Annotated in this window: 6 protein-coding genes, 1 tRNA gene and 3 rRNA genes; 8 read left to right on the top strand and 2 right to left on the bottom strand. The window is 52.4% G+C overall.

Features of this window, described 5'->3' with window-relative positions:
* Positions 1-227 precede the first annotated feature (227 nt).
* On the bottom strand, positions 228-965 hold the full coding sequence (gene bamD / locus ACJ9Y9_RS17660; RefSeq protein ID WP_023308867.1) for an outer membrane protein assembly factor BamD: 738 nt from the start codon (positions 963-965) through the stop codon (positions 228-230).
* A gap of 131 nt (positions 966-1,096) precedes the next feature.
* On the opposite strand from bamD, the gene rluD reads away from it, so the two are divergent.
* The 8 genes from rluD (at position 1,097) to ACJ9Y9_RS17620 (ending at position 12,421) form a co-directional block, all read left to right on the top strand.
* A complete protein-coding gene (gene rluD, locus ACJ9Y9_RS17655) occupies positions 1,097-2,077 on the top strand; it encodes a 23S rRNA pseudouridine(1911/1915/1917) synthase RluD (RefSeq protein WP_028016723.1) in 981 nt (326 codons plus the stop codon).
* Complete coding sequence (yfiH, locus tag ACJ9Y9_RS17650; RefSeq protein WP_028016722.1) at positions 2,074-2,805, top strand: purine nucleoside phosphorylase YfiH; 732 nt, start codon at positions 2,074-2,076, stop codon at positions 2,803-2,805. Before rluD ends, yfiH begins: the two co-directional genes overlap by 4 nt.
* 129 nt (positions 2,806-2,934) lie before the next feature.
* Entirely contained in the window at positions 2,935-5,508 is a 2,574-nt protein-coding gene (gene clpB, locus ACJ9Y9_RS17645) for an ATP-dependent chaperone ClpB (RefSeq protein WP_023308864.1), read from the top strand.
* A gap of 429 nt (positions 5,509-5,937) precedes the next feature.
* Positions 5,938-7,473 (top strand): 16S ribosomal RNA (locus ACJ9Y9_RS17640).
* Positions 7,474-7,558: 85 nt separating this feature from the next.
* A tRNA-Glu gene (locus ACJ9Y9_RS17635) sits at positions 7,559-7,634 on the top strand.
* A 192-nt stretch (positions 7,635-7,826) separates the two neighbouring features.
* Positions 7,827-10,729, top strand: a 23S ribosomal RNA gene (locus ACJ9Y9_RS17630).
* 72 nt (positions 10,730-10,801) lie between these two features.
* Positions 10,802-10,915, top strand: a 5S ribosomal RNA gene (gene rrf, locus ACJ9Y9_RS17625).
* Together the 16S, 23S and 5S rRNA genes with 1 tRNA gene alongside form the textbook arrangement of a ribosomal RNA operon.
* 210 nt (positions 10,916-11,125) lie before the next feature.
* Positions 11,126-12,421 carry an MFS transporter gene (locus ACJ9Y9_RS17620; RefSeq protein ID WP_028016045.1) on the top strand — a complete coding sequence of 432 codons (1,296 nt, stop codon included), beginning with the start codon at positions 11,126-11,128 and terminating at the stop codon, positions 12,419-12,421.
* On the opposite strand, the gene ACJ9Y9_RS17615 is transcribed toward ACJ9Y9_RS17620, so the two are convergent.
* Entirely contained in the window at positions 12,418-12,741 is a 324-nt protein-coding gene (locus ACJ9Y9_RS17615; protein WP_028016046.1) for a YfiM family lipoprotein, read from the bottom strand. The two genes, ACJ9Y9_RS17620 and ACJ9Y9_RS17615, sit on opposite strands and share 4 nt — an antisense overlap.
* Between the last annotated feature and the right edge of the window lie 43 nt (positions 12,742-12,784).

Raw genomic sequence — 12,784 nt, 5'->3', positions numbered from 1 at the left:
ACCCGACCCAATGTCAAAATGTGTGATTTAGATCACGTTATTTTGTCGGTTTTTGTCAGGGAATCTTTTTTGTGAGGCAGGGCAGGAAGAGGTGAGATTTACCTTGTGGAAGGTAAAAATTGCGGTCATAGTTGATAGGATGTGTTGAGGCTAAACCGCTTCAGCTTATATCCAGAATGAATAAAAAAACGGCAGCCTTCGGGCTGCCGTTTTACATTGAGGCAATATCAGGTGTTGCTGCTGTTTGCGGCGATGATTTTCGCTACTTTTTCAGCCTGAGCGGTCATCTGCATCTGACGGTAAGCATTTTCCATCAGCTTCAGACCATCACGCGTTGCCTGAGTATCCGGATAATCACGCAACATACCTTCTACGCGGTTAACCACGGCAACCCATGCGCCACGGCGGGTATAGTATTCCGCCACGGAGTATTCATATTTCGCCAGACGATCTTTCAGGAACACCAGACGTTTGGTCGCGTCAGTCACGTACTGACTGTTCGGATAGCCGCGCACCAGTTTGGAGAAGTCATTGAAGGCATCACGTGCATGCTGTGGGTCGCGGTCGGAACGATCCACGCCGAAGAAGCCCTGCAGCGCACTGTCGTCCAGCGCCATGTTGGTGAGGCCGCGCATGTACATCACATAGTCGATGTTAGGATGAGTCGGGTTCAGACGCATGAAACGATCGATGGTTGCCTGAGCCAGCGGCAGATCGGCATTTTTGTAGTATGCGTAGATGAGATCTAACTGCACCTGCTGCGAATACGGACCAAATGGATAGCGATTATCCAACGCTTCCAGTTGCGTTATCGCCTGTTTCCAGTTACCGTCCTGCAACTTTTGTTGTGCAGTCGCATAGATTTCATTCGGCGGATTGTCAGGGACCTGTTCATTTGAACCGGAGCAGCCCACCAAAGCCAGGCTCAACGTGGCCGCTGCCACCAGATATTTCATGCGCGTCATGACGTTTTGACTTTCCTCAAATGTTTGTCCGGGAGAAACTCTGTTCCTGCTCCCGATTAAGACCAGCTACAATAGCACACTATATTAAACGGCAAAGCCGTAAAACCCAACGTTAAACGAAGAAGCAGTTTATGGCACAACGAGTAGAACTCACCGCAACAGTCTCCGAAAATCAGCTCGGTCAACGCTTAGATCAGGCTTTGGCCGAATTGTTCCCTGATTATTCGCGTTCACGCATAAAAGAATGGATCCTTGACCAGCGCGTGCTGGTAAACGGCAAGATCTGGGACAAACCAAAAGAGAAAGTGTTAGGTGGGGAAGCTGTCGCCATCAATGCTGAAATCGAAGAGGAAATCCGCTTCGAGCCGCAGGATATCCCACTGGACATCGTCTATGAAGATGATGACATTCTGGTGATCAACAAGCCGCGCGACCTGGTTGTTCATCCGGGGGCGGGGAATCCTGACGGTACAGTACTTAACGCACTTCTCCATTATTATCCGCCGATCGCAGATGTCCCGCGCGCGGGAATCGTTCACCGTCTGGATAAAGACACCACCGGTTTGATGGTGGTGGCGAAGACCGTTCCAGCTCAGACCCGTCTGGTGGAATCGCTGCAGCTGCGCGAAATCACTCGAGAGTATGAAGCGGTAGCCATTGGGCATATGACTTCTGGTGGAACAGTGGAAGAGCCAATCAGCCGTCACCCAACCAAACGTACTCATATGTCGGTGCATCCGATGGGTAAACCCGCGGTGACGCACTATCGCATCATGGAGCACTTCCGTATCCATACGCGTCTGCGTCTGCGTCTGGAAACCGGGCGTACTCACCAGATCCGTGTGCATATGGCGCACATTACCCATCCGCTGGTGGGGGATCAGGTATACGGTGGTCGCCCGCGTCCGCCAAAAGGCGCATCGGATGAGTTCATCAGCGTACTGCGTAAATTCGATCGTCAGGCGCTGCACGCGACCATGCTGCGTCTTTACCATCCTATCACTGGTATTCAGATGGAGTGGCATGCACCTATCCCGCAGGATATGGTGGAACTTATTGACGCCATGCGTGCCGATTTCGAAGAACATAAGGATCAAGTGGACTGGTTATGACCAAACTGATTGTCCCGGAATGGCCATTGCCTGCAGGTGTGGCCGCCTGCAGTTCAACCCGTATTGGCGGTGTGAGCCAGGGGGCGTGGGAATCACTGAACCTCGGTGCACACTGTGGCGACAACCTGGAGCACGTTGAAGAAAACCGCAAGCGTCTGTTTGCTGCGGGGAACTTGCCGTCAAAACCGGTTTGGCTGGAACAGGTTCATGGAAAAACGGTGCTGAAGCTGACGGGAGAACCCTACGCTTCAAAACGCGCGGATGCCTCTTATAGTAATATTCCGGGAACGGTTTGTGCCGTAATGACTGCTGATTGTCTGCCTGTGCTGTTCTGTAACCGTGCAGGTACTGAGGTCGCAGCAGCACATGCGGGATGGCGCGGCCTGTGTGAAGGCGTGCTGGAGGAGACCGTCTCTTGCTTTAAAGATGAACCTGCCAATATCATGGCCTGGCTTGGCCCGGCCATTGGCCCTCGCGCTTTTGAGGTGGGGCCTGAGGTCCGTGAAGCATTTATGGATAAAGATCCGCAAGCAGTGGGCGCCTTCCTGCCTTCGGGGGATAAATATCTGGCTGATATTTACCAGCTTGCTCGCCAGCGCCTGAATAATGCCGGTGTGACGCAGATCTTCGGTGGCGATCGCTGTACCTTCACCGAAAAGGGTGATTTTTTCTCTTATCGCCGCGACAAGACGACGGGTCGTATGGCAAGTTTTATTTGGCTGATATAACCTAAAGAATCAAGACGATCCGGCACGTGCCGTTTTCTTTTCACATAATTCAGGTCATTAACCTTGAATAATTGAGGGATGACCTCATTTAATCTCCAGTAGCAAATTTGACCTGTTATGGGAGGAGTTATGCGTCTGGATCGTCTTACTAATAAATTCCAGCTTGCTCTCGCCGATGCCCAGTCCCTTGCACTGGGGCACGACAACCAATTTATCGAACCTCTTCATTTAATGAGCGCCTTGCTGAATCAGGAAGGGGGATCGGTACGTCCTTTATTAACGTCCGCTGGCATTAATGCTGGCCAGTTACGCACAGCCATCGATCAGGCGCTGAGCCGCTTACCGCAGGTAGAAGGTACCGGCGGCGACGTTCAACCGTCGCAGGATCTGGTGCGTGTGCTGAACCTTTGCGACAAGCTGGCGCAAAAACGTGGGGACAACTTTATTTCGTCAGAACTGTTTGTTCTGGCGGCGCTTGAATCACGCGGTACCTTGACCGACCTGCTGAAGTCTGCCGGTGCGACCACCGCCAATGTGACTCAGGCGATTGAGAAAATGCGCGGAGGTGAAAGCGTGAACGATCAGGGAGCCGAAGACCAACGTCAGGCTTTGAAGAAATTTACGGTCGATCTGACCGAACGTGCTGAACAGGGCAAACTTGACCCGGTTATCGGCCGTGACGAAGAGATCCGCCGTACTATCCAGGTATTGCAGCGTCGTACCAAGAACAACCCGGTGCTGATTGGTGAACCGGGTGTCGGTAAAACCGCCATTGTTGAAGGGCTGGCGCAGCGTATCGTCAATGGGGAAGTGCCGGAAGGCCTGAAAGGCCGCCGCGTACTGGCGCTGGATATGGGTGCGCTGGTGGCCGGTGCGAAATACCGCGGCGAGTTTGAAGAGCGCCTCAAAGGCGTGCTTAACGATCTGGCGAAGCAGGAAGGCAACGTTATCCTGTTTATCGACGAACTGCACACTATGGTCGGTGCGGGTAAAGCGGACGGCGCGATGGATGCCGGGAACATGCTGAAACCTGCGCTGGCGCGTGGTGAACTTCACTGCGTCGGTGCCACTACGCTTGATGAGTATCGTCAGTACATTGAAAAAGATGCTGCACTTGAACGTCGTTTCCAGAAAGTGTTTGTGGCTGAGCCAAGCGTTGAAGATACCATCGCGATTTTGCGTGGTCTGAAAGAGCGTTATGAGCTGCACCACCATGTGCAGATCACTGACCCGGCCATCGTTGCGGCGGCGACGCTTTCGCATCGTTATATTGCCGATCGTCAGTTGCCGGATAAAGCAATCGACCTGATCGATGAAGCGGCTTCGAGCATTCGTATGCAGATTGACTCGAAACCGGAGGAGCTCGACAGGCTCGACCGTCGTATCATCCAGCTCAAGCTGGAACAGCAGGCGCTGAAGAAAGAGTCTGATGAAGCCAGTAAGAAACGCCTGGATATGCTCAATGAAGAACTGGACGATAAAGAACGCCAGTATTCTGAGCTGGAAGAAGAGTGGAAAGCCGAGAAAGCATCCCTTTCCGGCACTCAGACCATAAAGGCGGAACTCGAACAGGCAAAAATTGCCATTGAGCAGGCACGCCGTGTGGGCGATCTGGCCCGGATGTCAGAGCTGCAGTACGGCAAAATTCCTGAGCTGGAAAAACAGCTTGAGATTGCTACGCAGTCCGAAGGCAAAACGATGCGTCTGTTGCGTAATAAAGTGACGGATGCGGAAATTGCCGAAGTGCTGGCGCGCTGGACCGGTATCCCAGTGGCACGCATGCTGGAAGGTGAGCGTGAAAAACTGCTGCGTATGGAGCAGGATTTACATAACCGGGTAATTGGTCAGAACGAGGCGGTTGAAGCGGTTTCCAACGCTATTCGTCGTAGCCGTGCAGGGCTGTCCGATCCGAATCGCCCAATTGGCTCGTTCCTGTTCCTGGGGCCAACCGGTGTCGGTAAAACCGAGCTGTGTAAAGCGCTGGCTAACTTTATGTTCGACAGCGATGATGCGATGGTGCGTATCGACATGTCCGAGTTTATGGAGAAGCACTCTGTTTCGCGTCTGGTCGGTGCACCTCCGGGATACGTGGGTTATGAAGAAGGTGGTTATCTGACAGAAGCGGTGCGCCGTCGTCCTTATTCCGTCATTCTGCTGGACGAGGTAGAGAAAGCGCATCCGGATGTCTTCAACATTCTGCTTCAGGTGCTGGATGATGGTCGTCTGACCGATGGGCAGGGGAGAACAGTCGACTTCCGTAATACGGTTGTTATCATGACCTCGAACCTGGGTTCCGATTTGATTCAGGAACGTTTCGGTGAGCTGGACTATAGCCATATGAAGGATCTGGTGCTCGGTGTCGTGAGCCATAACTTCCGTCCTGAGTTCATCAACCGTATTGATGAAGTGGTGGTATTCCATCCTCTGGGTGAGAAACACATTGCGTCGATTGCGCAGATCCAGTTGCAGCGTTTGTACAAACGTCTGGAAGAGCGTGGATATGAAATTCACATCTCCGACGAGGCACTGAAGCTGCTGAGCGAAAATGGTTACGATCCAGTGTATGGTGCGCGTCCATTAAAACGTGCTATCCAACAGCAGATCGAAAATCCGCTGGCGCAGCAGATCCTCTCCGGAGAGTTAATTCCAGGCAAAGTTATCCGTCTGGAAGCCAACGACGATCGCATTGTGGCAGTGCAGTAAGTCACAAAACCAAAAAACGAGCCGCTTGCGGCTCGTTTTTGTTTAAAAACCAGGCGAAAATTGAGGTCTGGAATGTGATTCGCCTGGAAAGTGAGCGGTTGGAAAATAATTTTCACTTTATCCTTGCGGCTTCGGAATAACTCCCTATAATGCGCCTCCACTGACACGGAACAACGGCACACACGCCGCCGGGTCAGCAGAGAAAAGCAAAATAAACGCTTGACTCTGTAGCGGGAAAGCGTAATATGCACACCCCGCGCCGCAGCGAAAACGAAGCGGCACTGCTCTTTAACAATTTATCAGACAATCTGTGTGGGCACTCAAAGTGACATGGATTCTTAACGTCCTCGGACGAAAAATGAATACCAAGTCTCAACGAGTGAACACGTAATTCATTACGAAGTTTAATTCATTGAGCATCAAACTTTTAAATTGAAGAGTTTGATCATGGCTCAGATTGAACGCTGGCGGCAGGCCTAACACATGCAAGTCGAGCGGTAGCACAGAGAGCTTGCTCTCGGGTGACGAGCGGCGGACGGGTGAGTAATGTCTGGGAAACTGCCTGATGGAGGGGGATAACTACTGGAAACGGTAGCTAATACCGCATAACGTCGCAAGACCAAAGAGGGGGACCTTCGGGCCTCTTGCCATCAGATGTGCCCAGATGGGATTAGCTAGTAGGTGGGGTAACGGCTCACCTAGGCGACGATCCCTAGCTGGTCTGAGAGGATGACCAGCCACACTGGAACTGAGACACGGTCCAGACTCCTACGGGAGGCAGCAGTGGGGAATATTGCACAATGGGCGCAAGCCTGATGCAGCCATGCCGCGTGTATGAAGAAGGCCTTCGGGTTGTAAAGTACTTTCAGCGGGGAGGAAGGTGCTGAGGTTAATAACCTCAGCAATTGACGTTACCCGCAGAAGAAGCACCGGCTAACTCCGTGCCAGCAGCCGCGGTAATACGGAGGGTGCAAGCGTTAATCGGAATTACTGGGCGTAAAGCGCACGCAGGCGGTCTGTCAAGTCGGATGTGAAATCCCCGGGCTCAACACGGGAACTGCATTCGAAACTGGCAGGCTAGAGTCTTGTAGAGGGGGTAGAATTCGGGTGTAGCGGTGAAATGCGTAGAGATCTGGAGGAATACCGGTGGCGAAGGCGGCCCCTGGACAAAGACTGACGCTCAGGTGCGAAAGCGTGGGGAGCAAACAGGATTAGATACCCTGGTAGTCCACGCCGTAAACGATGTCGACTTGGAGGTTGTGCCCTTGAGGCGTGGCTTCCGGAGCTAACGCGTTAAGTCGACCGCCTGGGGAGTACGGCCGCAAGGTTAAAACTCAAATGAATTGACGGGGCCCGCACAAGCGGTGGAGCATGTGGTTTAATTCGATGCAACGCGAAGAACCTTACCTACTCTTGACATCCAGAGAACTTAGCAGAGATGCTTTGGTGCCTTCGGGAACTCTGAGACAGGTGCTGCATGGCTGTCGTCAGCTCGTGTTGTGAAATGTTGGGTTAAGTCCCGCAACGAGCGCAACCCTTATCCTTTGTTGCCAGCGGTCCGGCCGGGAACTCAAAGGAGACTGCCAGTGATAAACTGGAGGAAGGTGGGGATGACGTCAAGTCATCATGGCCCTTACGAGTAGGGCTACACACGTGCTACAATGGCGCATACAAAGAGAAGCGACCTCGCGAGAGCAAGCGGACCTCATAAAGTGCGTCGTAGTCCGGATTGAGTCTGCAACTCGACTCCATGAAGTCGGAATCGCTAGTAATCGTAGATCAGAATGCTACGGTGAATACGTTCCCGGGCCTTGTACACACCGCCCGTCACACCATGGGAGTGGGTTGCAAAAAGAAGTAGGTAGCTTAACCTTCGGGAGGGCGCTTACCACTTTGTGATTCATGACTGGGGTGAAGTCGTAACAAGGTAACCGTAGGGGAACCTGCGGTTGGATCACCTCCTTACCTTAAAGAACCTGCCTTTGTAGTGCTCACACAGATTGTCTGATGAAAAGTAAATAGCAAGGCGTCTTGCGATTGAGACTTATACGTCCCCTTCGTCTAGAGGCCCAGGACACCGCCCTTTCACGGCGGTAACAGGGGTTCGAATCCCCTAGGGGACGCCACTTGCTGGTTCGTGAGTGAAAGTCACCTGCCGTCATATCTCAAAACTGACTTGCGAGTCATGTTTGAGATATTTGCTCTTTAAAAATCTGGATCAAGCTGAAAATTGAAACGACACACATGTTATGTGTGTTCGAGTCTCTCAAATTTTCGCAAGTCGATGATGAATCGAAAGAAACATCTTCGGGTTGTGAGGTTAAGCGACTAAGCGTACACGGTGGATGCCCTGGCAGTCAGAGGCGATGAAGGACGTGCTAATCTGCGAAAAGCGCCGGCGAGGTGATATGAACCTTTGACCCGGCGATGTCCGAATGGGGAAACCCAGTGCAATTCGTTGCACTATCGTTAACTGAATACATAGGTTAACGAGGCGAACCGGGGGAACTGAAACATCTAAGTACCCCGAGGAAAAGAAATCAACCGAGATTCCCCCAGTAGCGGCGAGCGAACGGGGAGCAGCCCAGAGTCTGAATCAGCTTGTGTGTTAGTGGAACGGTCTGGAAAGTCCGACGGTACAGGGTGATAGTCCCGTACACGAAAATGCACAGGCTGTGAACTCGAAGAGTAGGGCGGGACACGTGGTATCCTGTCTGAATATGGGGGGACCATCCTCCAAGGCTAAATACTCCTGACTGACCGATAGTGAACCAGTACCGTGAGGGAAAGGCGAAAAGAACCCCGGCGAGGGGAGTGAAAAAGAACCTGAAACCGTGTACGTACAAGCAGTGGGAGCACCTTCGTGGTGTGACTGCGTACCTTTTGTATAATGGGTCAGCGACTTATATTCTGTAGCAAGGTTAACCGTATAGGGGAGCCGAAGGGAAACCGAGTCTTAACTGGGCGTTAAGTTGCAGGGTATAGACCCGAAACCCGGTGATCTAGCCATGGGCAGGTTGAAGGTTGGGTAACACTAACTGGAGGACCGAACCGACTAATGTTGAAAAATTAGCGGATGACTTGTGGCTGGGGTGAAAGGCCAATCAAACCGGGAGATAGCTGGTTCTCCCGAAAGCTATTTAGGTAGCGCCTCGTGAACTCATCTTCGGGGGTAGAGCACTGTTTCGGCTAGGGGGCCATCCCGGCTTACCAACCCGATGCAAACTACGAATACCGAAGAATGTTATCACGGGAGACACACGGCGGGTGCTAACGTCCGTCGTGAAGAGGGAAACAACCCAGACCGCCAGCTAAGGTCCCAAAGTCATGGTTAAGTGGGAAACGATGTGGGAAGGCACAGACAGCCAGGATGTTGGCTTAGAAGCAGCCATCATTTAAAGAAAGCGTAATAGCTCACTGGTCGAGTCGGCCTGCGCGGAAGATGTAACGGGGCTAAACCATGCACCGAAGCTGCGGCAGCGACACTATGTGTTGTTGGGTAGGGGAGCGTTCTGTAAGCCGTTGAAGGTGTCCTGTGAGGGGTGCTGGAGGTATCAGAAGTGCGAATGCTGACATAAGTAACGATAATGCGGGTGAAAAGCCCGCACGCCGGAAGACCAAGGGTTCCTGTCCAACGTTAATCGGGGCAGGGTGAGTCGACCCCTAAGGCGAGGCCGAAAGGCGTAGTCGATGGGAAACAGGTTAATATTCCTGTACTTGGTGTTACTGCGAAGGGGGGACGGAGAAGGCTATGTTAGCCGGGCGACGGTTGTCCCGGTTTAAGCATGTAGGCGGGAAGTTTAGGTAAATCCGGACTTCTTTTAACGCTGAGGTGTGATGACGAGGCACTACGGTGCTGAAGTAACAAATGCCCTGCTTCCAGGAAAAGCCTCTAAGCATCAGGTAACACGAAATCGTACCCCAAACCGACACAGGTGGTCAGGTAGAGAATACCAAGGCGCTTGAGAGAACTCGGGTGAAGGAACTAGGCAAAATGGTGCCGTAACTTCGGGAGAAGGCACGCTGATATGTAGGTGAAGCCCCTGCGGGTGGAGCTGAAATCAGTCGAAGATACCAGCTGGCTGCAACTGTTTATTAAAAACACAGCACTGTGCAAACACGAAAGTGGACGTATACGGTGTGACGCCTGCCCGGTGCCGGAAGGTTAATTGATGGGGTTAGCGGCAACGCGAAGCTCTTGATCGAAGCCCCGGTAAACGGCGGCCGTAACTATAACGGTCCTAAGGTAGCGAAATTCCTTGTCGGGTAAGTTCCGACCTGCACGAATGGCGTAATGATGGCCAGGCTGTCTCCACCCGAGACTCAGTGAAATTGAACTCGCTGTGAAGATGCAGTGTACCCGCGGCAAGACGGAAAGACCCCGTGAACCTTTACTATAGCTTGACACTGAACACTGGTCCTTGATGTGTAGGATAGGTGGGAGGCTTTGAAGCGTGGACGCCAGTCTGCGTGGAGCCGCCCTTGAAATACCACCCTTTAATGGCTGGTGTTCTAACGTAGACCCGTAATCCGGGTTGCGGACAGTGTCTGGTGGGTAGTTTGACTGGGGCGGTCTCCTCCCAAAGAGTAACGGAGGAGCACGAAGGTTAGCTAATCTGGTCGGACATCAGGAGGTTAGTGCAATGGCATAAGCTAGCTTGACTGCGAGAGTGACGGCTCGAGCAGGTGCGAAAGCAGGTCATAGTGATCCGGTGGTTCTGAATGGAAGGGCCATCGCTCAACGGATAAAAGGTACTCCGGGGATAACAGGCTGATACCGCCCAAGAGTTCATATCGACGGCGGTGTTTGGCACCTCGATGTCGGCTCATCACATCCACGGGGCTGAAGTAGGTCCCAAGGGTATGGCTGTTCGCCATTTAAAGTGGTACGCGAGCTGGGTTTAGAACGTCGTGAGACAGTTCGGTCCCTATCTGCCGTGGGCGCTGGAGAATTGAGGGGGGCTGCTCCTAGTACGAGAGGACCGGAGTGGACGCATCACTGGTGTTCGGGTTGTCATGCCAATGGCATTGCCCGGTAGCTAAATGCGGAAGAGATAAGTGCTGAAAGCATCTAAGCACGAAACTTGCCCCGAGATGAGTTCTCCCTGACTCCTTGAGAGTCCTGAAGGAACGTTGAAGACTACGACGTTGATAGGTCGGGTGTGTAAGCGCAGCGATGCGTTGAGCTAACCGATACTAATGAACCGTGAGGCTTAACCTTACAACGCCGAAGCTGTTTCGGCGAAGAGAGACAGAAGATTTTCAGCTTTGATACAGATTTAACAGAATTTGCCCTGGCGGCTTTAGCGCGGTGGTCCCACCTGACCCCATGCCGAACTCAGAAGTGAAACGCCGTAGCGCCGATGGTAGTGTGGGGTCTCCCCATGAGAGTAGGGAACTGCCGGGCATCAATCAGGAAGAACCCCGTACCGTAAGGTACGGGGTTTTTTTCTTTGTCTTTTCCCAGCCTGGCCTTTCTCTTAATCCCTTACCCTGCTAATGGAATGTGTGATCGTTGTCTCAATGTTAATTATAACGAAATTATAACATTTCATTTACGAGGTAATTGAGTGTACTGACTCAATACGCCGCAGTTTATGGCAGGAGCATAATCACAATGACAGAAAGCATTACATCAAACGGGACGCTGGCTAACAGTGATACCCGAAGAAGGGTATGGGCAATCGTCAGCGCCTCTTCAGGGAATCTGGTTGAATGGTTCGACTTTTACGTCTACTCATTCTGTTCACTCTACTTCGCACATATTTTCTTTCCCTCCGGCAACACCACGACGCAACTTCTACAAACAGCAGGGGTATTTGCTGCAGGATTCCTGATGCGACCGATCGGGGGCTGGTTGTTCGGCCGTATTGCGGATCGTCGCGGGCGTAAGGCTTCTATGCTGATCTCGGTTTGTATGATGTGCTTTGGCTCTCTGGTGATCGCCTGCCTGCCAGGATATGAATCCATTGGAACCTGGGCTCCCGCGCTACTTTTGCTGGCCCGTTTATTCCAGGGGTTATCGGTGGGGGGCGAATACGGCACGAGTGCGACCTACATGAGTGAGATTGCTCTGGAAGGTCGTAAAGGTTTTTACGCCTCCTTCCAGTATGTCACGCTTATTGGCGGTCAGTTGCTGGCCATTCTTGTGGTGGTTATCCTGCAGCAGATTCTGACGGACGAACAACTCCACGCCTGGGGATGGCGAATTCCTTTCGCAATGGGTGCAGTACTGGCGATCGTCGCACTTTGGCTACGCCGTCAGTTGGATGAAACCTCTCAGAAAGAGGTCAGAACGCTGAAGGAGGCGGGAACCTTCAAAGGGTTATGGCGTAACCGCAAAGCTTTCCTGATGGTGCTGGGCTTCACTGCCGGTGGCTCTCTCAGTTTCTATACTTTCACCACCTATATGCAAAAGTACCTGGTGAACACTACCGGAATGCACGCAAACGTCGCCAGTGTCGTCATGACCGTGGCGCTGTTTGTCTTTATGCTCATACAACCCATTATCGGTGCGCTCTCGGATAAAATTGGCCGGCGGACGTCGATGCTGATTTTTGGCGGGCTGTCGGCGTTATGTACCGTACCTATTCTGACTGCTCTTCAGCATGTGACTTCGCCGTATGCAGCATTTGCGCTGGTTATGCTGGCGATGGTGATTGTCAGTTTCTATACCTCGATCAGTGGAATACTGAAAGCCGAAATGTTCCCGGCGCAGGTACGTGCTTTAGGAGTCGGGCTCTCTTATGCGGTAGCCAATGCGTTGTTTGGCGGATCGGCGGAGTATGTTGCGTTGTCTCTTAAATCATGGGGAAGTGAAACGACATTCTTCTGGTACGTCACTGCAATGGGGGCGCTGGCATTTATCGTATCCCTGATGCTTCATCGCAAAGGGAAAGGCATCCGGCTTTAATAGTGCGCCATTTGCCACACAGTATAGCCAGTCGTTGCGCCGGCGACATCCCAGGCAAAATCTTTCCAGCTCCAGCCGCTCCCTGCGGGGCGGCTATCCCACAATTCTTTAGATGCCCCAAGACCGACAGAGAACATCAACCCTATCGCCGCGCTACGATCCCGGCTGTATCCCTGATGCTGAGCATATTCATTACCGGCTGCGGACAACATCGCGGAAGCGAGAAAATGTTGGGCTTTATCCTGACCGGACCAGCTATCGTTTGCCATATGGCTACAGCCGGTGAGGGCGAGAGTAGTTAGCAGGAGAGGGATGCGCATCAAGAACTCCATAAAAAAGCCCCGTCGAAGACAGGGCTGTGGC

The sequence above is a fragment of the Enterobacter sp. CPE_E1241 genome (assembly GCF_045618265.1).
In the GTDB taxonomy this organism is placed as follows: domain Bacteria; phylum Pseudomonadota; class Gammaproteobacteria; order Enterobacterales; family Enterobacteriaceae; genus Enterobacter; species Enterobacter adelaidei.
Note: the sequence above shows the minus strand (reverse complement) of the source record. Positions and strands in the feature narration are given on the sequence as shown.